The organism is Janthinobacterium sp. Bl 1 (assembly GCF_058215535.1).
The window spans coordinates 5,007,796-5,030,055 of record NZ_CM177086.1; the positions used below are offsets into that span (position 1 = coordinate 5,007,796).

Annotated in this window: 23 protein-coding genes; 8 read left to right on the forward strand and 15 right to left on the reverse strand. The window is 63.0% G+C overall.

The annotated features are described in order from the left end of the window. Positions 1-36: 36 nt before the first annotated feature. From AC4BCN_RS22580 to AC4BCN_RS22615, 8 genes are all read right to left on the reverse strand, one after another. Complete coding sequence (locus AC4BCN_RS22580; RefSeq protein WP_338679415.1) at positions 37-2,496, reverse strand: motility hub landmark protein FimV; 2,460 nt, start codon at positions 2,494-2,496, stop codon at positions 37-39. Positions 2,497-2,740: 244 nt separating this feature from the next. Next, a complete protein-coding gene (asd, locus tag AC4BCN_RS22585; RefSeq protein WP_072452459.1) occupies positions 2,741-3,868 on the reverse strand; it encodes an aspartate-semialdehyde dehydrogenase in 1,128 nt (375 codons plus the stop codon). A gap of 45 nt (positions 3,869-3,913) precedes the next feature. Beyond that, on the reverse strand, positions 3,914-4,984 hold the full coding sequence (gene leuB / locus AC4BCN_RS22590; protein WP_034750539.1) for a 3-isopropylmalate dehydrogenase: 1,071 nt from the start codon (positions 4,982-4,984) through the stop codon (positions 3,914-3,916). 11 nt (positions 4,985-4,995) lie between these two features. Continuing rightward, the gene (gene leuD, locus AC4BCN_RS22595; RefSeq protein ID WP_058049067.1) at positions 4,996-5,643 is read right to left on the reverse strand and encodes a 3-isopropylmalate dehydratase small subunit; all 648 of its coding nucleotides are present in this window, start codon (positions 5,641-5,643) and stop codon (positions 4,996-4,998) included. A 51-nt stretch (positions 5,644-5,694) separates the two neighbouring features. After that, positions 5,695-5,817 (reverse strand): entericidin A/B family lipoprotein, encoded by a 123-nt coding sequence (locus AC4BCN_RS22600; RefSeq protein ID WP_010400408.1) that lies wholly within the window; start codon positions 5,815-5,817, stop codon positions 5,695-5,697. 68 nt (positions 5,818-5,885) lie between these two features. Then, positions 5,886-7,289, reverse strand: a complete 1,404-nt coding sequence (gene leuC, locus AC4BCN_RS22605; RefSeq protein WP_072452451.1) for a 3-isopropylmalate dehydratase large subunit — start codon at positions 7,287-7,289, stop codon at positions 5,886-5,888. A gap of 277 nt (positions 7,290-7,566) precedes the next feature. Further along, positions 7,567-9,465, reverse strand: a complete 1,899-nt coding sequence (locus AC4BCN_RS22610; RefSeq protein ID WP_490491796.1) for a chemotaxis protein CheA — start codon at positions 9,463-9,465, stop codon at positions 7,567-7,569. Further along, positions 9,465-10,322 (reverse strand): protein phosphatase CheZ, encoded by an 858-nt coding sequence (locus AC4BCN_RS22615; RefSeq protein WP_139091569.1) that lies wholly within the window; start codon positions 10,320-10,322, stop codon positions 9,465-9,467. Before AC4BCN_RS22615 ends, AC4BCN_RS22610 begins: the two co-directional genes overlap by 1 nt. 467 nt (positions 10,323-10,789) lie before the next feature. Here AC4BCN_RS22615 and AC4BCN_RS22620 point away from each other — a divergent pair, with 467 nt between their 5' ends. The 6 genes from AC4BCN_RS22620 (at position 10,790) to AC4BCN_RS22645 (ending at position 15,330) form a co-directional block, all read left to right on the forward strand. Continuing rightward, a complete protein-coding gene (locus AC4BCN_RS22620) occupies positions 10,790-11,257 on the forward strand; it encodes a universal stress protein (protein WP_034750554.1) in 468 nt (155 codons plus the stop codon). A 155-nt stretch (positions 11,258-11,412) separates the two neighbouring features. Then, positions 11,413-12,057: a response regulator gene (locus AC4BCN_RS22625; protein ID WP_034750556.1), complete on the forward strand. Its 645-nt coding sequence runs from the start codon at positions 11,413-11,415 to the stop codon at positions 12,055-12,057. Positions 12,058-12,394: 337 nt separating this feature from the next. Beyond that, positions 12,395-13,201 (forward strand): Crp/Fnr family transcriptional regulator, encoded by an 807-nt coding sequence (locus AC4BCN_RS22630; protein WP_070221155.1) that lies wholly within the window; start codon positions 12,395-12,397, stop codon positions 13,199-13,201. Positions 13,202-13,452: 251 nt separating this feature from the next. Further along, on the forward strand, positions 13,453-13,650 hold the full coding sequence (hemP, locus tag AC4BCN_RS22635; protein WP_034750559.1) for a hemin uptake protein HemP: 198 nt from the start codon (positions 13,453-13,455) through the stop codon (positions 13,648-13,650). Positions 13,651-13,735: 85 nt separating this feature from the next. Next, a complete protein-coding gene (locus AC4BCN_RS22640; protein ID WP_128142320.1) occupies positions 13,736-14,062 on the forward strand; it encodes a hypothetical protein in 327 nt (108 codons plus the stop codon). Between the two features lie 38 nt (positions 14,063-14,100). After that, positions 14,101-15,330, forward strand: coding sequence for a DUF2325 domain-containing protein (locus AC4BCN_RS22645; protein ID WP_490491797.1), 1,230 nt, complete (start codon positions 14,101-14,103; stop codon positions 15,328-15,330). Between the two features lie 15 nt (positions 15,331-15,345). Here the strand turns inward: AC4BCN_RS22645 and AC4BCN_RS22650 are convergent, their stop codons facing one another. The 5 genes from AC4BCN_RS22650 to AC4BCN_RS22670 are packed head-to-tail and all read right to left on the reverse strand — an operon-like array spanning position 15,346 to position 19,819. Next, on the reverse strand, positions 15,346-16,710 hold the full coding sequence (locus tag AC4BCN_RS22650; protein ID WP_490491798.1) for a sulfite reductase subunit alpha: 1,365 nt from the start codon (positions 16,708-16,710) through the stop codon (positions 15,346-15,348). 11 nt (positions 16,711-16,721) lie between these two features. Continuing rightward, positions 16,722-17,762 (reverse strand): FAD:protein FMN transferase, encoded by a 1,041-nt coding sequence (locus tag AC4BCN_RS22655; RefSeq protein ID WP_490491799.1) that lies wholly within the window; start codon positions 17,760-17,762, stop codon positions 16,722-16,724. 26 nt (positions 17,763-17,788) lie between these two features. Further along, entirely contained in the window at positions 17,789-18,613 is an 825-nt protein-coding gene (locus tag AC4BCN_RS22660) for a DUF4198 domain-containing protein (RefSeq protein ID WP_139091565.1), read from the reverse strand. Positions 18,614-18,623: 10 nt separating this feature from the next. Continuing rightward, complete coding sequence (locus tag AC4BCN_RS22665) at positions 18,624-19,139, reverse strand: DUF2271 domain-containing protein (RefSeq protein WP_070303571.1); 516 nt, start codon at positions 19,137-19,139, stop codon at positions 18,624-18,626. Between the two features lie 26 nt (positions 19,140-19,165). After that, a complete protein-coding gene (locus tag AC4BCN_RS22670) occupies positions 19,166-19,819 on the reverse strand; it encodes a PepSY-associated TM helix domain-containing protein (RefSeq protein WP_139091564.1) in 654 nt (217 codons plus the stop codon). Positions 19,820-20,082: 263 nt separating this feature from the next. Here AC4BCN_RS22670 and AC4BCN_RS22675 point away from each other — a divergent pair, with 263 nt between their 5' ends. After that, the gene (locus tag AC4BCN_RS22675; RefSeq protein WP_072452437.1) at positions 20,083-20,580 is read left to right on the forward strand and encodes a pyridoxamine 5'-phosphate oxidase family protein; all 498 of its coding nucleotides are present in this window, start codon (positions 20,083-20,085) and stop codon (positions 20,578-20,580) included. Positions 20,581-20,663: 83 nt separating this feature from the next. Next, positions 20,664-21,257: a DUF2239 family protein gene (locus tag AC4BCN_RS22680; RefSeq protein ID WP_490491800.1), complete on the forward strand. Its 594-nt coding sequence runs from the start codon at positions 20,664-20,666 to the stop codon at positions 21,255-21,257. 15 nt (positions 21,258-21,272) lie between these two features. Here AC4BCN_RS22680 and AC4BCN_RS22685 read toward each other — a convergent pair whose 3' ends face one another. After that, the gene (locus AC4BCN_RS22685) at positions 21,273-21,536 is read right to left on the reverse strand and encodes a hypothetical protein (RefSeq protein WP_139091562.1); all 264 of its coding nucleotides are present in this window, start codon (positions 21,534-21,536) and stop codon (positions 21,273-21,275) included. Between the two features lie 233 nt (positions 21,537-21,769). Then, complete coding sequence (locus tag AC4BCN_RS22690; RefSeq protein ID WP_139091561.1) at positions 21,770-22,132, reverse strand: KGG domain-containing protein; 363 nt, start codon at positions 22,130-22,132, stop codon at positions 21,770-21,772. Positions 22,133-22,260: the final 128 nt, after the last annotated feature.

The window sequence follows — 22,260 nt, forward strand, 5'->3', positions numbered from 1 at the left end:
TACCGGCGCGGCAGCCTGCCGCACCGACGGGCACTGCTAGCTCAACAGCGCACGCATGGTATTGGCTTTCGCAACCTGCTCTTCGCTACCACCCTTGATGACCTCATCGATCAGCTCGCGCGCGCCTTCCTTGTCGCCGATTTCCTGATAGGCGATCGCCAGGTCCAGCTTGGTATCCATTTCCATGTGGATGGCCGACAGCGGGTCGTCCACGCCCACGCTGGCCGTCTTGCCGTCGTTGAGGTCCAGGTCGATGCCGGACAGGTCGAACTCCTGTGCCGGCGGTATGGCTTCCGGCAAGGTCGCAGGCGTTTGCGCGTCGTCGAACAGGCTGTCGATGGAAGGCTCGGCCGCCGCGACCGGCGCGGCAGCCGGCGCCACGGGCTCGTCGAGGTCGAAATGGGCCAGGTCGACATCCTTCAACGGATCAGGCAACGGCGTCAAGCCGGCGCCCACGCCATTGACGGGACCGGCTGGCGGTTCCAGGTCCAGGCCGAAATCCATGCTGGCGTCATACTGCGCATCCTGCGCGGCGGAGACCGGCTTGCTGTCCGGTCCCGGCATGACGATCGGGTCGCTGGTGGAGACGGGTTCGAAATCGAGGCTGTCGAGGTCGAAATCGAGGGGATCGCGCGCATCGCGGGCCGCCACGGAAGACACCGGCTCGGCCGGCGCCAGATTGGCCTGCGGTGCTGGCGGCTCGTCGGGCAAATCCATGCTCTGGCCATGCACGTCGTCGCCGGCAGCCTTGCTCAGGCTGACGACGGCGTCATCTTCCGTATCGCCATACAGGGGATTGGTGGGATCGAGCGCCAGGCCCAGCGCGGCCGCCTGCGGCCACTCTTCGCCCTGCCCCCGGGTCAGGCTGTACAGCTCGCTGGCCTGGTCTTCAAACGCGCGCACGTCGTTGCGTGCCGAATAGATTTCCAGCAGCTTCAGGCGGGCGGCATGGCGTTCCGGGTGGATGCGCAAGGCTTCCTTGAGGATATCTTCCGCCTGGCCATCGCGGCCGTAAGCGATATACACGTCCGCTTCCGCGACCGGGTCCGTTTCATTCGCGTCGAGCATGCTGGCGCCCACCGCGGTAGCCACGCCGGCAGCGGCGGCGCCCGTACCGAACAGGTGGTTGCTCGCTTCGGACTGCTGGTCTTCCGGCGCCAGGCCGGACGGCGACGCCACGGGCGCTTCCGGTTCGACCACGGGCGCGATATCTTCGGGCGGCGGCGGCGCATCCTTGCGGCGACGCGCGACCACCAGCGCGGCCACGGCCGCCAGCAATGCAGCCAGGCCGATGCCGATGGCGCCCAGGTGGTCATTGATCTTGTCGGTGATGGTCGGTTCCAGCGGCGACGGTTTTTTCACCAGCGGCACCGGCTTCGCTTTGGGCACGGGAGGCTGGGCTTCGGCTGGCACGCTGGCAACAACCGGTGCGCTGACGGCGACCTCGGCCGGTTTGGCGGGCGCCGGGGCGCTCTTGTCGGCCATGGCTTTGCTCTTGACCGCCATCAACTTTTCCAGGTCGCTGACGTTCTTTTCCAGCTCTTTGACGCGGGCAGCCGCTTCATCGACCTGCTTGGCCTTGGCGATCTTGTCTTCCTCGCTGGCCACCGCGCTCTTGCCGGCCGACTTGGCCGCCGGTTCCGCCTTCGACAGTTTCAGCTTGTCTTGCGACTCGCTCACGGCCGTCGGCTTTTCCTGTACCTTGGTCGCGCCGATCTTGCCGGCCGTGCTTTGCGTCGCTTCCGCCGCCTTGGCCGGCTTGCTTTGCGACACCTGGCCTGCCAGCTTGTTGCGGTAGGCTTCGAAATCGATGGCGTGCGCCGTCACGATGCCCTTCGCTTCGGCAGCGCCGGTGGCGCGCACGGTGTCCGCGCCCGGCACTGCCAGGATGCGCCCGGCCTGCATGCGGTTCATGTTTTCGCCCTTGAAGGCGTCGGGATTGGCGCGGTACAGGGCCACGAGCATCATGTCGAGCGACACGCCCGATGGCTTCAGTTCGCTGGCGATGCGGCTCAGGGTGTCGCCCATCCTGACCTTGTATTCGCCGGCCGGTTTTTTCGCCGCGGCTGGGGCAGCTTCAGCGGCCGCCTTGCCTTTGCCCGGTTCGGCCGGTGCCGTCACTTGCGCGCCGCGCGTCTGGCGCGCTTCCGGCGTGTCAAGCACGAACGCATATTCGCGCACCTGGCGTCCGCTCTTGCTGCTCAGTTCCAGCAGCAAGTCCACCATGGGCTCGGCCACCGGCTGCGCCGAGCTGATGCGGATGAAAGGCTTGCCATTGCGGTTTTCCACGGCAAACGTCAGCGCGTTCAACGCGGGATTGAATTCCACGTTGGCCTGGCGGTAGGCGTCCGGCGGCGCCAGCTTGGCCAGCAAGCTCGACGCCTCGCCTGGCTTGATGGCCGATAATTCGACCTCGGCGCGCAGCGGCTGGCCGGCGGCGGACAGCACCGTAATCTTGCCCAGCTCGGCTGCGGATGCCGCCGGTGACAATAACACCGCACAGGCGACAGCGCTGCTGAGTGTTTTAATGGCAAGGGAGGCGACCCGGGGACGAGTGTGTACAGGCATAGTTGGCGGCATCTTAGTTGACATGGGAAAACTGTTACTTTTCCAGAGGTATCAACATATCATCATGCCCAGAGCTATGCAAGCTCCGCATGGTTGAGCCTTGACGGGCTCAGGACGAAAAAAAAGCCGGGAAAACAGCCCCGGCTTGATCTTGATCAACAATTTATGGTCGTTATGCGTCCAAGAGGATGCGCAGCATGCGGCGCAGCGGCTCGGCCGCGCCCCACAGCAACTGGTCGCCCACGGTGAACGCGGACAGGTATTCGCCGCCCATGCTCATCTTGCGCACGCGGCCGACGGGTATCGTCAGGCTGCCCGTGACGGCGGCCGGCGACAGGTCGCGCACGGACGCTTCGCGCGTGTTCGGCACGAATTTCACCCATTCGTTGTTGCTGGCGATGATGTCGTTGATTTCATCGAGCGGAACGTCTTTTTTCAGCTTGATGGTCAAGGCTTGCGAATGGCAGCGCATGGCGCCGATGCGCACGCACAGACCGTCGACTGGAATTTCCTTGGTGCCGAAATCGAGGCCGCGGCCGAGGATCTTGTTCGTTTCCGCGCCCGCCTTCCACTCTTCCTTCGACTGGCCGTTGCCCAGGTCCTTGTCGATCCATGGGATCAGGTTGCCGGCCAGCGGCGCGCCGAATTGCTTGATTTCATCCGGGGAATAGCCGTGCTGGGTGGCCAGCACCTGGCGGTCGATTTCCAGGATGGCGGATGCGGGGTTGTCCAGCAGCGCCTTGACGGAACCGTTGATGGTGCCGAACTGCGTCAGCAGTTCGCGCATGTGCTGCGCGCCGCCGCCCGATGCCGCCTGGTACGTCATCGACGTCATCCAGTCGATCAAATCGTGCTGGAACAGGCCGCCCAGGCCCATCATCATGCACGACACGGTGCAATTGCCGCCGATGTAGTTCTTGACGCCCTTGCCCAGCGCATCCTTGATGACGTGCAGGTTGACGGGGTCGAGCACGATGACGGCGTCTTTTTCCATGCGCAAGGTCGAGGCCGCATCGATCCAGTACCCATTCCAGCCGCTGGCGCGCAGCTGCGGGAAGACGGCGCTCGTGTAGTCGCCGCCCTGGCAGGAAATAATGATGTCGCACTTGGACAGTTCGGCGATGTTGTTGGCATCCTTGAGGATGGTTTCATTCTTCGCCATGGCCGGCGCCGAGCCGCCCGTGTTCGAAGTGGTGAAAAACACCGGTTCGATATGGGCGAAATCGCCCTCTTCCTGCATGCGTTGCATCAGGACCGAACCGACCATACCGCGCCAACCTACCAAGCCAACTAATTTCATTACCATTCCTCAAGATGAGACGGCGACTGCCGTCATTAGACTATTTTATCCCAGTGCTTTTACAACTGCATCACCCATGGCCTCGGTACCGACCAAAGTCGTGCCCGCTTCATGGATGTCGGCCGTGCGCAAGCCCTGCGCCAGCACCTGCTTGACGGCGCCCTCGATACGGTTTGCCTGCTCTTCGCGGTTCAGCGAATAGCGCAGCATCATGGCGGCCGACAAGATCGTCGCCAGCGGATTGGCGATGCCCTTGCCCGCGATATCGGGCGCCGAACCGTGCGATGGCTCGTACAAGCCCTTGTTGTTGGCATCCAGCGAGGCCGACGGCAGCATGCCGATCGAGCCCGTCAGCATGGCGGCCGCATCCGACAGGATGTCGCCGAACATATTGCCGGTCACCATGACGTCGAATTTCTTCGGCGCCCGCACCAGCTGCATGGCCGCGTTATCGACGTACATGTGGTCGAGCGCCACGTCCGGGTATTCCTTGTGCACGTCGGTGACGATGTCTTTCCAGAACTGGAAGGTTTCCAGCACGTTCGCCTTGTCCACGCTGGTCAGGCGCTTGTCGCGCTTTTGCGCAGCCTGGAAAGCCACGTGGGCGATGCGGCGGATTTCGCCTTCCGCATAGCGCATAGTGTCGAAGCCTTCGCGCTGGCCCTTGAACGGACCGTCCGGGCACTCGCGCACGCCGCGGGGCTGGCCGAAATAGATGTCGCCCGTCAATTCACGGATGATCAAAATATCCAGGCCGGACACCACTTCCGGCTTCAGGGTCGAGGCGCCCGCCAGTTCCGGATACAGAATGGCCGGACGCAGGTTGGCGAACAGGCCCAGGTTCTTGCGCAAGCCCAGGATCGCCTGCTCGGGGCGGAACTGGCGCTCCAGATTGTCATATTTGTAGTCGCCCACGGCGCCGAACAGCACGGCATCGGCCGCTTTCGCCAGCGCCAGGGTGGCTTCCGGCAAGGGATGGCCATGGGCCGCATAGCCGGCGCCGCCCACGGGCGCCGTTTCCAGTTCGAACGATTCGCCCAGCACATGCAAAACCTTGACGGCTTGCGCGACGATTTCAGGACCGATGCCGTCGCCGGGTAAGATTGCAATTTTCATATTTTTATCGATTAGATGACGTTGGCGAGCCACGGTTGGTTATGGAGATGCCGTTCTTCGAAGGCGCGGATATCGTCGGCGTGGCGCAGGGTCAGGCCGATATCGTCGAGGCCATTCATCAGGCAATATTTGCGGAAAGCGTCGATCTCGAACGGATACGACACGGAACCATTGCTGGTGCGCACGCATTGCTGCTCCAGGTCCACCACCAGCTTGTAGCCGGGGAAAGCCTTGACTTCATTGAACAGGTGCTCGACCTGGCTTTCCGACAGCACGATGGGCAGCAAGCCGTTCTTGTAGCAGTTGTTGAAGAAGATGTCGGCAAACGATGGCGCGATGATGGCGCGGAAACCATATTGATCCAGCGCCCACGGCGCATGTTCGCGCGAGGAGCCGCAGCCGAAGTTCTTGCGCGTCAGCAAGATCGAAGCGCCCTGGTAGCGTGGCTCGTTGAGCACGAACTCGGGGTTCAGCGGGCGACGGCTGTTGTCCTGGCCCGGCTCGCCATGGTCGAGGTAGCGCCATTCGTCGAACAGGTTGGGGCCGAAACCGCTGCGGTGGATCGATTTCAGGAATTGCTTCGGAATAATCGCGTCGGTGTCGACGTTGGCGCGGTCCAGCGGGGCGACCAGGCCTTCGTAAATCGTAAATTTATCCATGCTGTTTCTACTCGGTAAGACGCGCGGCGCAGTGCGCCCGCACGTCACGGTTTATTTTCCGCCGGCGCCAGTGACAACCTGGCCGACTTTCTGCACATCGCGGCCGATGCCGGAGACGGTGTTGCAGCCAGACAGGATGACGGTGGCGATAAGGAGGGCGAAGAGTTTTTTCATGATGAGTTCTCGATAAGAAAGATGGGACTGATACCGCTAGTGTAAACCAGCGGCGCCAGTCCCTGCCGTCATCGCAATCCCCGCACGTCGACAAAGTGGCCGGCGATGCCCGCCGCCGCCGCCATCGCGGGCGACACCAGGTGGGTACGGCCGCCCTGCCCTTGCCTACCTTCGAAGTTGCGGTTCGACGTGGAAGCGCAGCGTTCGCCCGGCTCCAAACGGTCCGCATTCATGGCCAGGCACATGGAGCAGCCCGGCTCGCGCCATTCGAAACCGGCATCCTTGAAGATGCGGTCCAGTCCTTCGCGCTCGGCCAGGTCCTTGACGAGTCCGGAACCGGGCACGACCAGCGCCAGGGTGACGTTCGAGGCGCGGTACTTGCCGCGCACCACGGCGGCGGCCGCGCGCAAATCCTCGATGCGCGAATTGGTGCAGGAACCGATGAAGACCTTGTCGATGCGGATGTCTTCGATGGCCGTGTTCGGCTTGAGGTTCATGTAGACGAGCGCCTTTTCCATCGCATCGCGCTTGACGCTGTCTTTTTCCTGGTCAGGGTCAGGCACGCGGCCATCGACGCCGACCACCATTTCGGGCGACGTGCCCCAGGTCACTTGCGGCACGATCTCGGCCGCATTGAGGGTGACGACGAGGTCGAAGCGGGCGCCCGGGTCCGAATGCAGGGTGCGCCAGTAGGCAACGGCGCGTTCCCAGTGCGGACCGGCCGGCGAAAACGGACGGCCCTTGACGTAATTGATGGTGGTGTCGTCGACGCCGATGATGCCGGCGCGCGCGCCCGCCTCGATGGCCATGTTGCACACCGTCATGCGTCCTTCCATCGACAGGGCGCGGATGGCCGAGCCGCCGAACTCGATACAGTAGCCCGTGCCGCCGGCCGTGCCGATCTTGCCGATGATGGCCAGCACGATATCCTTGGCCGTCACGCCGGCCGGCAGCGCGCCGTCGACTTGCACCAGCATGGATTTGGATTTCTTTTGCAGCAAGGTCTGCGTGGCCAGCACGTGTTCCACTTCGGACGTGCCGATGCCGTGCGCCAGCGCGCCGAAGGCGCCGTGCGTGGACGTGTGCGAGTCGCCGCAGACGACCGTCATGCCGGGCAGGGTCGCGCCCTGTTCAGGGCCGATCACGTGCACGATGCCCTGGCGCTTGTCGTTCATGTTGAAGTAGGTCAAGCCGTAGTGCTTGGCGTTCTTGTCCAGGGTTTCCACCTGCAGGCGCGAGACCGGATCGGCAATGCCGTCCACGCGGCTCGTGGTCGGCACGTTATGGTCGGCCACGGCCAGGTTGGCGGAAATGCGCCATGGCTGGCGGCCCGCCACGCTGAGGCCGTCGAAGGCTTGCGGGCTGGTGACTTCGTGCAGCAGGTGCCGGTCGATATACAAAATTGTCGTGCCATCATCTTCGGCCCGAACAACGTGGGATTCCCAGAGTTTGTCGTAAAGCGTCTTCATCATGATTTATGCAGCGTTGCCACAGCCTGTAGTAAGTGATCTGTCGTACTGATCGAAGGGATCGGCAATGATTATGCCATATATTGTGCAATGCAGAACCAAAAGCCGCTCCAGCGTGGGATAGGCGATACAAAATTTGGCATGCTTTGCAGATATGACGAAAAAATTGCTGATACGAAAATCCGCCAAAATGCCGGCGGGGCGAATAAAAATCGAAAAAAGCCGAAAAAAAAGCCCGCTGCAGAGGTCTGCAGCGGGCTTGGTGTCAGTGCCGGTGTTTCTAGGCAGCCAGACGCACACTCCCCCTGCACCCGTCCATCAGGAACGACAGACCCACGACCAGCACCAGCTCGCCTTCGGCCGAACGGGCCGTACCGGTAATGCCTTCCACGGTGATGGCCGTCATCGGCTTGATCACGAGGTCGGCCGTGCCATCGACGGCTTCCACGGCGAGAATGTATGGCTGCGGCGCAGCGACAACGATGCCGACGCGCTCGCTGCACGATTCGTAGCCCAGCGAGCCGGCCAGCGACCGCACGGGCAATGGACGGCCCTGGTCTTTCAGCACGGGCGCGCCGCCCACTTCCATGAAGGTTTCCGGCAATTCGACGACGCGCTGTACCACCGCCATCGGCAGCGCCAGCGCGGCGCCCGAGGTCGATACGAGCATGGTCGGCACGATCGACAATTCGATCGGCAGGCGGATGGCAAACTTGGTGCCCTTGCCCAGCGATGATTCGATGTGAATGGCGCCGCGGTTTTTCTCCACGGCCGTTTTCACCACGTCCATGCCCACGCCGCGCCCGGAAACGCTGGAGGCGACTTCCTTGGTCGAGAAGCCCGGCAGGAACACCAGCTGGAAGCATTCGTCGTTGCTCAGTTGCGCGTTTTCGCTGATCAAGCCCTTTTGCTGGGCCTTGCTGCGCAGGAAGACGGGGTCCATGCCCTTGCCATCATCCTGCAGCACGATCATGACGCTGTTCGCTTCCTGCCATGCTTTCAGCGAAATATACGATTTGGCGGGCTTGCCGGCGGCCAGGCGCGCTTCCGGCGATTCGACGCCATGGTCGAGCGAGTTGCGCAGCATGTGCACGAGCGGATCGTACAGGCTGTCCACGACGACGCGGTCGACTTCCGTTTCCGCGCCTTCGATGGTCAGCTCGACATCCTTGCCCAGGTCTTTCGCCAGTTCGCGCACCAGGCGCGGGAATTTCTGGAACAGGCGGCCGACGGGCTGCATGCGCGTGGCCAGGGTGGCCCGCTGCAGTTCCGTCGAGTAGCGCGAAGCGCGTTCCAGGGTTTCCGCCAGGGTCGCCATCAAAGTAGCGGCCTGGCCTTCGAATTTGAATTGCAGCAAGCGCTCGAGCAGCACGGCAGCCTGGTTGGCGGCCTGCACGGATTCGCCGGCCACTTCCAGCAGCGCGTCGAGCTTGACGGCGTCGACGCGGATGCTGTCTTCCTTGACCGGTGCGGCATGGCGTACTTCCGGACGCTCTTCGCGTCGTTCGGCGCCATCCCAGGCCTTGGCGGCCGGTTTGGCGGCGGCAGCGGCAGGTGCAGCAGGTGCGGCGGCGGCCACGGCGGCAGGCGCAGCGGCGGCGGACACGGGCGCGGCAGCGACCCGGCTACCCTCGGGCACGACGGCGTTGTACATGGCTTCCCAGTCCAGGCCATCGGCGCCGGCAGTGGCAACGGCAACGGCAACGGCTGGCGCGGCCACAACAACTTCGGCAACCTCGGCAACAGGCGCGGCCACTTCCGCCACGGCGGCGGCTGGCGCAGGCGCATCCATGCCCTTGCCTTCGATGGCGTTCGTCAGGATATGTTCCAGCTCTTCCGGCATGGCCGGCAAGCTTTCCGGCGCGGCGCCATTGGCCAGTTCCGTCAGCTGGTCGGCCACGAAACCGGACGCTTGCAGCGCCGCCTCGATGGCGATCGGGGTCACGGGCGCGGCGCCCGTGCGCAAGGCGTCGAACAGGTTTTCCGTCAGATGGCAGGCCGCCACCAGCGCGGGCAAGCCCATGAAGCCGGCGCCGCCCTTGATGGTGTGGAAGGAACGAAACACGGCATTCAGTGTTTCCTTGTTGTCAGGATCGCGCTCGAGGCGCAACAAGTGCTCTTCAACATTAACCGCAAGATCCATCGCCTCAACGACGAAATCCTTGAGCATATCGTCCATTAGAATCCCAAATCCGCAAGAAGGTCGTCTACATTATCCTGGTCCAGCGCCACCGACGGCACGGACGGGCCCTGCATCAGCGGCACCGGTTTTTGCGCCAGTTTCTCGCGCACCTCGGCCGGCGCGTTGTCGCGCAGCAGCTGGGCCAGTTCGTTTTCCACCGTCTTGGTGATGTTGACCACTTTTTTGATCAGCTGGCCCGTGATGTCCTGGAAGTCCTGTGCCATCATGATTTCCAGCAAGCGCGCTTTTTCCGCTTCCGTTGCTTCGGAAACGGCTTGCGCGAACTGGCGCGAATCGCCGGCCAGGGCCTTGAATTCTTCCAGGCTCAGCTTGCCATCGAACAGGGCCGTCCAGCGGCTGTCCATGTCCTTGGCCTTCTTCGACAGCACATCTTGCGCCGGCATGCCTTCGTCGAGCGTGTTCAGAACCTTGTTGGCTGCCTGCTCGGTCAGGGTGGCGACGTATTCCAGGCGGTCCTGGGCGTCGACGATCTGCGACGACGCTTCCGTCAACGCCTTGTCGTAGCCCAGTTCGCGCAGCGAATCGTGCAGCAGGCGCACGATGCCGCCCAGGCGCTCGAACATCGGCTTGTCGGACTGGTCGACGGGATCGGCCGCGTCGCCAGGCGCATCGGCGCCGGCCACGGGCGCCGCTTCCGGCGCGGCTGGCGTTTCTGCCGCGGCGGCTGCCGGCACGGCGGCGCTGGCCGACACGGAGTCGAACAGCGCGTCGAAATCGTCATCCGCAATCACGGCGGGAGCGGGCGCGGCGGCAGGCGCGGGCTGAGCCGCGGCCGCACTTTGCGCAGATACTTCATCGAATAATGCGTCGAAATCATCAGCGGCGTTGGTCATATCCCTGCTTCTCCATAATTTGTCAAAATTCCGCCTGAACTGTGCGTTTTACAGACTGATACCCACAATTTCTCGATTAAGATGATTTGAGGCAATACCGCTGCGATGGTGCGAGTGTAGCAGGGCGCCGCCCTGTTGGTAAATCTCAAAACGCGCTTCCTGGTGCAAAGCTGGCCCACAAGAGCTTTTCCACCAGGAAATAAGTGTTCCTGCTGTTGTATTTTGAAATACTACCATTGGCGTGCGTGCAAGACCACGCGCAGTACAAGAAATCCTGCTTCCGGGCGCCCGCGCAACAGCGCAGTATGGACATCGTTGCAGCTAAAACACGATCTTTCTGCCAATGTTGTCTATACTGAAGGTGCAGTTGTGTTGATAATTATCAAGTCTTTACATGAATACAATGCTGCCGCCGCGTCTACAATAAGAGGCGTTGCGTGCGCTCAGTCACCGTCAAAGGATCTGCCATGTATAAGAAAATTCTGATCGCCACGGACGGCTCCACCGTCTCCAACTTGACGGCCTGTGCCGGCGTTGCCTTTGCCGAACAGATGCACGCCGACATTCTTGCCGTGTACGTGGCGCCCGAATACCAGTATCCGGTATACATCGAGATCATTCCGCCAAGCTACCCCAGCGAGGAGGAATACCGCATCGCCATGCGCAAAGCGGGCGCCGACCACTGGCAGCCCATCCTCGACGCGGCCGCCAAGCGGGGTCTGGAAGCGACGGGCTTGACGGCCTTTTCCGACAGCCCCGCCCTGAAAATCGTGGAAGTGGCGCAATTGCAGCATTGCGACCTGATTTTCATGGGCTCGCATGGCCGCAGCGGCTGGGGACAATTGCTGCTGGGCAGCGTGACCAACAAGGTGCTGTCGCACTCAAAACTGCCGGTACTCGTGCATAGGCTGATCAAGGAACCACCATCGGAATAAGGGGTCACATGGCCACGCAGACCGCCGTTGCCGGCACATTAAGAAAAAGGCAAATTTTCGGCCGCGTCAGTTAAAATGGCAACGTTTCTCGTTTCTCAACATTTGATTGTCCGGTGACGGACAGAGCAGATTTCACGCATCCAGATTGCCCGCCTATGATACGTATTGTGATTGCCGACGACCACACCATCATGCGAGAAGGATTGAAGCGCATCCTTGACGGCGCGCCGGACATCGATATCGTGGGTGAAGCCATCGACGGCTTTGAAGTACTCAACCACGTACGCCAGGGCGGTTTCGACCTGCTGCTGCTCGACCTGTCGATGCCGGGCCGCAGCGGCGTCGACCTGATCCGGCAAATCCGCAGCGAGGCGCCGAAGCTGGCCATCCTGATCCTCACCATGCACGAGGAAGAACAATATGCGGTGCGCGCCATCCGCGCCGGCGCGCAAGGCTATCTGACCAAGGAAAGCGCGGGCACCCAGCTCGTGGGCGCCATCCACAAGGTGGCGTCGGGACGTCCGTATATCAGCGCCGAGGTGGCGGAGCAACTCGTGCTCAACATCATGATGCCGAATGAAAGCTTGCTGCACAAACAGTTGTCGGACCGCGAGTTCGAAGTCTTTTCCCTGCTGGTGGCGGGCAAGTCGATCACGGAAATCGCCAACAATCTGCACCTGAGCGTCAAGACGGTGAGTACGCACAAGACGCGCATCATGCAAAAGATGGGCATGAGTTCGCTGTCGGAAATGGTCCAGTACGCCGTGGCGCACCGCCTCTTATCCCCCTTCAAGACTTGAGCACGGCGGCGCGCGCCCGCGCGTCGACCGTAGGAACAATCCTACCTCACCTACCACAGCTCCTACTGCCATATTCAGCCACTGCTGATATTAATTGGATACGGTTGTTGGCATACTGAAACCAGTAATCAAGTTGCTGGGAAGTTATTTCATCACACAGCAAGTCGTCAGCGAATTGAGCTCTACCTGCCTGGACGCGCGCCGCCCCTTCCCTGCCCGCCGTCCTGCGCACCCTGTCATTCAACTCTGAACTACCTGTCACCAGGAGATGAACATGCTGTCCACGCAAACGCCCGAAACCCGCGCCGCCTCCCCATCGCTGGCCCCCTCCTCCCCGATGGAAGCAGGGCGCCAGCGCCAGGGGCGGCTCTGGTCGAACCTGAAGGAGGTGTGCGACCTGCTGCATATCTCCAGCGCCTGCACCATCGCCGCCGACGAACTGCTGTTCCAGCACGTGCAATTCAAGACGGGCCAGCGCGTGCACACCATCGGCCAGCCGTTCGACACCCTGTACATCGTCAATTCGGGCTTCCTGAAAACCGTGCTCATCGATGAATTCGGCAATGAACAGGTACTGAGCTTTCCCATGAAGGGCGACATGCTGGGCGTTGACGGCATCCACTCGCGCCATTACTCCTCGGAAGCGGTGGCGCTGTCCGACTGCGACCTGATCCTGCTGCCGTTCAAGAAGCTGACGGCGCTGGGACGTGTTCACCTGGAACTGGAAAACGTCATGTACGGCGTGATGAGCCGTGAACTGGTGCGCGAACAGGCGATGATCGGCATGCTGGGCGCCTTGAGTGCCGAAGCCCGCGTGGCGCGCTTCCTCGTCTCGCTGGCCGACCGCTTCGCGCAGATGGGTTACTCGAGCAAGCTGTTCAACCTGCGCATGACGCGCCATGAAATCGGCAGCTACCTGGGCCTGACCCTGGAAACGGTGAGCCGCACCCTGTCCGCCTTCAATGAAATCGGCCTGATCTCGGTTGACCAGCGCACCATCGGCATCAAGGATCCGGACGCCCTGAAAACCCTGCGCCGCCTGCCGCCCTCGCGCTCGCGCGCCAAGCAGCTGGCCGCCGCCAAGCTCAAGGCCGACACCACCGCCGCCGCGGCCGCCTCGGCCCAATTGCTGGCCACGATTTAACGCCATCCCGCTTTCTTCCAGCTTGGCACAGGCTTGACCCGGCCAAGGCGCGCACCGCCTTGCCGGGTCTTTTTTGCCGCCACCGCCCCTCCACGCCGCGCCAGCGGCCGCCTTTGAACGACCTCGTCGGCCAAGGCGTCGCGCTGCCATAAAAAAGCGCAGGTTCCGCACAAATAAGCCTTGCTTTTCGGGCCACATTCAACAATAATGCAAATACGAATCATTCTCAACTGAGATAAAGAAAGCCCAACATGCAAAGCTCAAAACCAGCCTTGATCCAGGATGCCGCTACTGCCCACGTCCGTCCTCCCGTCAGCATGGCCCAGCCGGCGCGCCGCATCACCAGCGAAGCCCTGTTGCAGCAGGGCCGCGAAGTGGAGATTGAACACAGCGGCAAGATCTATCGCCTGCGCGTCACCCAATTGAACAAGCTGATCCTGACTGCCTGAAGCAGCACGGCAGCCAGTCACCACACTCGCCAGCCAGTCGCGCCCCGTGCGCGCAGCCAGCCAAACCACCGCACAGGAGTGTTTGATGGCGCATGACCGACCTTCCCCGATGTTTTCTTCCCCGCAAGGCCAACAGCCTGAATTGCTGCTCTCGGCCGTGCTGCACCTGATGTCGCACTATCATGCGGGCAGTCCCTGCGAGAAACTGGCCGGTGTCATCGAACGCCATCTGCAAGCGCTGGCCGGCTCGCCCGGCCTGAGTCCCGTGCTGCAAGCAACTTGCCAGCAACTGTCGCAGCAATGGGCCGCCCTGGTGGCGCTGCACCAGCCCACGCCGCCGAAGACCACCTTGCTGGATCGCCTGGCACGCATGCTGAGCGCCAGGCGCCCCGCTTCGCCCCTGCCGCAATAGTTCTCTTCAACATCTCCACCGCCCAACAGGATACCGCCATGTGTGACAAAGACCAGTCCCTGCCCGTCATCAGCAATTGCGCCCACGCCGACACGGAAACGGCCGCGCTCGCTTCGCGCCGCCGCCGGCTGTGGGAACTGTCGCACACCTGCCATTGTCCGCTGGTCGGCGTGGGTTTGCCATTGGGCTACCTGCGCAAGCTGGTAGGCAAGATGACGGGCGGACGCGTGCTGGCCGACGACTACGAAGTGCACGTGGGCGCCGTGACGGAATGCGGCGCGCGCAACCGCCTGTCCGAAGCGCTGCAAAAGGAACTCGAACGCCGCTACGCTCCCGTGATCCTGCGCTTTCGCGGCGCCAAGACGACGGAGCAGGTAGCGCAACTGTGGCGCACGGCCGTCGCCAACGGCGACGTGTCGGGCGCTTTCTGGGCCGGCCTGACACACCCGCGCTGCGATGCCGAGCTGGAAGAGCAGATGTGCCGCGACCTGCACATGATCCAGCACCAGGCCGGCGCCTGCGTGCGCGCCGACATGGGCAAATTTACGGCCTTGCAGGAAGAAAACGCGCGCCTGACGCACGAACTGGCCAAGCTGCAACAACGCAGCCAGGCCGCGCTGATGGAAAAGACGGGCGAGCTGGAACGCCAGGAAGCCGTGCTGCTGCGCACGCGTGCCGAGGCCATCGGCAAGGACAGCGTGATCGACGGCTTGCGCGCGGAACTGGCGCAGTTGCAGGCCGCCATCCCCGCCCTGGAATCGCGCACGCGCCTGGTCGAGCGCCTGGCGCAAATGGATGAGCGCGAAAAGGAATTGCGCCAGCAAATCACGGAATTGAAACAGGCCCAGCCGCGCCCGGCCGCTGTCGCGCCACCACCGGCGCCGAAGCTGGAAGTGCCGACCGGCGGCAAGCTGAAGATGCCGATCCGCCTCGTCGACCAAAGCGTCTTGTGCGTGGGCGGACGCAGCGGCAATGTCGCCACCTACCGCGCCCTGATCGAGCGGGTCGGCGCGCAGTTCGCCCACCACGACGGCGGCCTGGAAGACAATGCCAACCTGCTCGATTCGAGCCTGGCGGCGGCCGACCTGGTGATTTGCCAGACGGGCTGCATCAGCCACAGCGCCTACTGGCGCGTGAAGGATTATTGCAAGCGCACGGGCAAGCGCTGCGTCTTCATCGACAACCCCAGCATCTCCAGCCTGGCGCGCGGCTTGCAGGAAGTGAGCGGCGAGATGGACACGGCGCCGCTGGCCGATATCCAGCCGTAAGCAGTCCCCTCTGTCTTAATACACGTCGCGCCGGTAGCGCCCTTCGGCTGCCAGCGCGTCGAGCGCGGGCCGGCCCAGGATCTCTTGCAGCGCCTGGTCGACGCCGCCCGCCATGCCGGCCAGGCTGCCGCAAATATAGATGGCTGCGCCCTGCTCCAGCCACAGCTTGACTTCATCGGCATTGCCGCGCAGGCGGTCCTGCACATAGGTCCGCTCCGCCTGGTCGCGCGAAAACGCCAGGTCCAGGCGCGGCAAGTCGCCGCTGGCGTGCCAGCCTTCAATCTCTTCGCGATAATGGAAATCGTGGGCCACATTGCGTTCGCCAAAGATCAGCCAGTTGCGCCGCTGCCCTGCCAGCACGCGACTTTTCAAATGTCCGCGCAAGCCGGCGATGCCGCTGCCGTTGCCGATCAAAATCAATGGCCGCTGGGCATTGTCTTCCAGACGGAAACGCCGGTGCTGGCGCAAACGCAGCTGCACCACGTCGCCGACCTTGGCCTGCGCCGTGAGCCAGCCCGAGGCCAGGCCCAGGCTGCCATCGGGATGCGCATGCTGGCGCACCAGCAAGTGCACGCCGCCATCGCGCGGGATCGAGGCGATCGAATATTCGCGCGGCTGCGATGGATCGGCGGGCGCCGTCACCTGCACCAGGTCGCCCGACTGCCACTCCGGCAAGGCGCCCGCCACAGGCGCCAGTTCCACGTGATAAATGGCGCCGCCGGCGCTGCCAGGGTTGAGGTGGCGCCGCTGCGTCAGCCGCCAGTCGCCAAACGCGGGCGCGCTCCAGTCCGGTGCGTCGCTGGTGCCGGCCAGGTGGCTCAGGTGCTGGAACCATTGCTCGATGGCGGCGCTGGCGCTGCGGTCGACTTCGATGCGTTCGAACAGACGCGACGCGCCCTGCGCCGCCAGCCAGGCATCGAGCGCGCGGCCGAAGCCGCAGAACTGGCCATAGCTGCGGTCGCCCAGGGCCAGCACGGCATAGTGCAATTGCAGCAGCGCAATCTCGCCCGTCATCAATCGGCCCATGAAGGCGGCCGCATTGTCGGGCGCATCGCCTTCTCCATACGTGCTGACCAGGAACAAGGCCCGCTCCGCCTGTTGCAGATCGGCGGCTGTGACTTCGGCCAGCGCACACAGGCGCACGGGGATGCCGGCCAGCTGCAGGCTCTGCGCCGTTTGCGTGGCCAGTTCCTCGGCATTGCCCGTCTGGCTCGCATACGTTACAAGCCAGGGCCGGCTGTTGGCCAGCGCCGCCTTGGCGGCATCGGACGCGCGGCGTTTGGCGCGCGCGCGCAGCCAGGGCGCCAGGCACACGCCCGCATAACTGAGGGACAGGGCGGCCAGCAAGGCCAGCCGCGTCGTATCGTGCGTAAAAATCATGGATTAATCGTTCATTCGTCGAGCATGGCCAGCATGTGGCTGCTCAGCGTTTCGTGGTAGCCGTGCCCGTCGCGCTGCAGGAAGCGCGCGGCCAGGCCCTGCTCTTCGGCCAGCGCCATGCCGGCCTCGACACCCAGCACGGTCAGGGCCGTCGACCAGGCGTCGGCCGCCATGCATTGCTCGTGCACGACGGTGACGGAAGCGAGTTGATTGGCGATCGGCATGCCGCTGCGCGGATCGATGGTGTGCGAGAAACGCACCGTGCCGTCCTCGAAGAAACGCCGGTAATCGCCCGACGTCGCCACGGACAAGCCGTGCAGCGCCAGCAGCATTTCCGCCGGATGCTGCGCATGATCGGCACTATCGGCGGCGCCATCGACCTGTTCCAGCAAGACCCACCACGGCTGACCGTCGGGCTTGCTGCCGGCGCCGCGCAGTTCGCCACCCACTTCGACCAGGTAATGGTGGATGCCCTGGCTGTCCAGGTAGCGGGCCAGGCGGTCCACGCCATAGCCCTTGGCGATGGCGGACAAATCGAGCTGCAAGCCGCCCGGCTGGCGCGCGCGGCGGGCCGGCAAGTCCAGCTCCAGGCGGCGGCGCTGGCCTTGCGCCAGCAGCAGGGCCACGCTATCGTCTTTTGGCGGCAAAAAGCCCGGTTCATCGTAGCGATGGCGGGGACCGAAGCCCCACAGATTGACGAGGGCGCCCGCGCACGGGTCGTAGGCGCCGCCCGATGCTTGCGACACGTGCATGGCAAAGCCCAGCACCTCGCAAAACGCGGCGGGCAGGCTGTGCCAGCTACCAGGCTCGGCCTGGTTGAAGCGGCCCAGGTCGGACTCGTCGCTCCAGTGGCTCATTTGCGCCACGACCAGGTCCAGTTGCTGCTGCAAGCCCTGCTGCAGGTCGGCGCTGCCCGCGCGTCCCGGCATGGCGGACTCGAGCAGGCGCACCGACCAGCTGGTGCCCATGGACAAGCCGCGCAAGTCCCGGATCGCGGCGCCGGGCGGCGCGGCCTGATCGGAAATATGCTGCGGCAGCAGGACCCGGCGCATCGGCGCTCTCGTGACGATGCCGCCGCTTACTGCGGCAGCACTTCCACGGTGGCCGCGTACGTCATGCGGCGCTCGGGCATCACCGGCGGCTGGCCGGCCACGGCCGGTGCGGCCGCTGGCCAGGTGCTGCTCAGGTAATACATGCCGGCTGCCGGCACCGTAAACGTGATCTCGCCCTTGGCATCCGTGCTCTGGCGGATTTCACCGAGCACGCCACGGTAGCGCACGCCGCCCGGCACGAGGCTGAACGCCTGGTTCGCCGCCGGCTTGCCATCGACGAGGAAGCGCCACGTGGCTTTCTCGCCCGCGCGCAAGTCGTTCGGGTGCGTCACCGGCACGAATTCCAGGCCCACGCCCGTCGGCTTGAACACTTCCGTGCTCGTTTCGCCATTGCTGAAGAAAGTTTCCAGGCGCGCTGCCGTGCGCGTGATTTTCAGCTCTTGCGCGTCGGCCGGCACTTCCTTCTTGAACGTCTCTTCATTGCCGCGGAAACGTTTCTGCTCGCCATTGAGCTTGTAGCTGCCCATCACGTTTTGCGACACGATGGCCGCCTTGTACGTGCCCGGCTTTTCCATTTTTACGTCGAAGACGCTGCGCAAACGGCCCGTGACCGTGTTCGCCGGCGTGACTTTCGCGCCATCCGGACCGATCACTTGCAGCGCGTCCAGGCGCAGCGGCTGGTGGTCGATATCGAACAGGCCGTCGGAAACGGCCGCGTCCACCGTCACCCAGGCATCCTTGCTTTCCACCATCGTGCTCGATGGCACCATCCAGCCGCGGTGCGCGTGGGCGTTCATGGCCAGGCCGGCCAGGGCCACGGCGATCAGGGATTTGTTGAATTGCTTGAACATGATGTGCGCCTTATGGTTTGAGTTGGACGACGACATTGCCGAGTTCTTCCTTGCCTTTGGCAGGCACGGACTGGGCCGATTTCAGCGGCCACTGGAACGGCACGCGCACCAGTTCGCGTCCGCCCGCTTCGCGCGCCGCTTCCACGACCACCTGGTATTCGCCGGCCGGCAGCTTGTCGAGCAAGGCTTTGGCGCCGGGGAACGTCAGGGTATGTTCGCCGGGCGCGCGCGTGGCGCCGCTGACACCGTCAACGGGCATGGCCAGGTCGCGGCCGCTCTTGCGCCACCATTGGCGCATGTCCTTCAGCCATTTTTCACCGGCCTTGTCCTTCTTTTTCACGTCATACAGCACGGCCAGATTGCCAACGACCTTCTGATCCGCCGTTTCCAGCCAAGCCGCCACGTAAGGACGGTGGTATTCCGCCACGTTCAGTTGCGGCAGTTCAATCTTGAGGGACAGGTCGGCAGCCATCGCCGACGTACCGATCAGGGGAAGGCCAAGCGCCAGGGAGTAGCGTAATTTCATGGTGTGCCTGTAAAAAGGAAAAAACATCAGTGGATAAACAGCAAGGCGATCGCGCAAGGTATCAAGATACCGAGGCCCACCATCGGCCAGGTAAATGGCCGGTTGGCCGCGTGGAACTTCAAAATCAACAAACCCGTCAGGCAAAACACGATGCAGGCGCCGGCAAAGATGTCGATGAACCAGCTCCAGGCCACGCCCGTGTTGCGGCCCTTGTGGACATCATTGAGCCAGGACACCCAGCCCCGGTCCGTCAATTCATATTCGGCGGCCCCGTCTTCGAGGCCGATGCGCACCCAGGCGTCGCCGCCCGCCTTGGGCAGCGGCAGATACACTTCGTCGACCGACCATTCGGCGGGACGCCCGCCCGCATTGAGCGACCATTGCTGCTTGAGCCAGGCTTCGGCGGCGGCCGGCATTGGTGCATTGGCGCCATCGTGCTTGGCGGCATACGCGGCCAGTTCCGTGACGAGGGGTGCCGGCAGCTCGGCCTTCTGGCGTGTGATCGCCGGCTTGGCTTCAATCTGGCCGGCGTGGTTCAAGGTGATGCCGGTAATGGCGAACAAAAACATGCCCAGCAAGCAAAGCGCCGAGCTGATCCAATGCCATTGATGCAAGTTCTTCAGCCAGACGGCGCGGCTGGCGTTGTTCTTGGCCTTGTCTGCGGCGCCCGCATCAGCCATCGAGCGCTCCCGGCAAGGAGCGGGCCAGGTGGCGCGACAAGTCAGTGTGCTTCATTCCCATCCTTCAATCAAAGTGCATGCTTATATTTTCAAACAAATGATAATGATTATCATTTATTAAGTCAATACGTGGGGCGCCCCGCCGGGCCAGCGTTTTGTAACAGCTTTGAAACAAAGCTGGCCTGCTACGTAAGCTGCCGTACAGAGCCGCTTGCCGCACCCGCCTATGCTGTTGTACAGGACAATCAAACAGGAGCAAGCACATGCAACAGTATTCCAGCGAACAACTGGCCAACATCGCGGCCAAGATCAAGGATGTCAAATTCGGCATGCTGACCACCAGCGACGACATGCGCACGCTCACCAGCCGGCCGCTGACGCAACAGCAGGTCGACAGCGAAGGGCAAATCTGGTTTTTTGTCTCGGACGATGCCGCTTACACGCGCGACTTGCTGAACAATCCGCAAGTCAACGTCAGCTTTGTCGACACGGGCGACAGCCTGTATGTGTCCGTCTGCGGCCACGCGCAGCTGCTGAAAGACCGCGCCAAGGCGGAGGAATTGTGGAACCCGTTGGTGAAAGCATGGTTCCCGGGCGGACTCGACGATCCGAAACTGTCGCTGATCAAGGTGACGATACAGTCGGCCGAATATTGGGATAGCAGCGCCAGCAAGATGATGCAATTCTATGAAATGGCCAAGGCCGCCATCACGGGCGAGCCGCCGAAAGACATGGGCGAACACGGCCGGGTCGATCTGTAGCAGATTTTTCCTATTTTACCCGGGTGTTATTGACTTTCAATTTAACCCGGGTAAAATTGCCTCATTCCCCCATGGAGGCAAACATGCATACCCCCGCAATACCCGAGCTCACCGCCTTCGCCGGCAAACGCAAAGTGGCCGCCGGCCCCTTGCACGCGGTCGCGCAATCATTGAAAGAACTGGTGACGCGCGAACCCGACGCGCAGATCCTGATTTTCGACGACGCCAGCGGCAGCCAGGTCGACCTGAACCTGCATGGCAGCCTGGCCGACGTGCTGCAGCGCCTGCCACGGGCAGCCACGCCGGCGCCGCAGGAAGACATTCCCGCGCGCACGGCGGGCCGGCCGAAGCTGGGCGTGGTGGCGCGCGAAATCACCTTGCTGCCCCGTCACTGGGAATGGCTGGCAACGCAGCCGGGCGGCGCTTCCGTGGCCTTGCGCAAACTGGTGGAACACGCACAGCGCGGCAACAAGGCGCACGATGAACAGCGCCAGGCGCGCGAAGCGGCCTATAAGGTCATGAATGCGCTGGCCGGCGACGCGCCCGGCTTCGAGGAAGCGAGCCGCGCCCTGTTCGCCGGCAAGCAGCCGGCGTTCCTCGCGTGCGTGCAGGACTGGCCAGCCGACGTGCGCGAACACGTCTTGCAGCTGGCACAGCGGGGATGGTCCGAAGGTTAAGCGAAGGTTGAAAGATCAGACGCCCGTGCTGCCCGTGGTATCGGGCGCATCGTCGGCGCTCTGCCGGCTCTGCCCGGCGGAGCCGGCCTGGTGATGGGGCAAGCGGTCGGCGCGCCGCACTTCGCCGATGGAAAACAGATCGTCGCCGATATCGAGGCCTTGCTCGCTATCGACCAGCACAAAGTTTTCGCCCGAATCGGCCGTGCTTTGCTTGCTGCCCGCCGTGGCCGGCGTGCCACCCTGCTTATTGCCGGGCTGCGGCGTAGTGGAGTTACCCATCATCTTCTCCCTGATCGTGAATCCGTGATTGCAGATTGACTGTGTTCGCTGGGTTGACTGTGCGTGGGCCGTGGCCGGCGCAGCTATTTCATCATAGTCCATGCCTGCTGCGATACATCAGAATTTTCGCTAGCCAGCGGTAGCCAAATAAGCGCGGCCCTGGTCAGCGGCGTGCCTGTCTTCCGCTGGCCAGGGCCCATTGTTACTGTCTACTTGCTACCGCTTGCCAGGCACTACTTGTTGCGCGACCCCGAGCTGGAACCGGAACCGCCGCTTTGCTTGTTGCCACTGTCGCGGCCGCCATCCTGGTTCATGCTGGCATTGTCGCGCGAGCCGCTGGAGCTGGAGGCGCTTTGCCGATTGCCATCATTCTTGTGGCTTTGGCTGCCTGCACGGCGTGCCTCTTCCGACGTGAACTCATGCGCCGTGCCCTTTTCATGCGCGGCACGTCCGCCTTCGCTGGCGATTTCACGCTGCTGGGCGGGATCCATGGAAGCGAAACCCCGTTTGCTGGTATCGCTTTGCTTGTTGCCGCCGCTGCTACTGCTGCTACTGGTTTTACTACCTTGCTGTTTATTGTCGCTCGATGTGGCCATGATAATCTCCTTGATCGATGGAATCAAAAACAATGCAAAAAACAATGCAAACCATGCAATTCTTCCCCCTCGCATGGCAAGGGAACCGTCATCTTAGTGCGCACATGGGGTACAAGAAATAGGAGGAT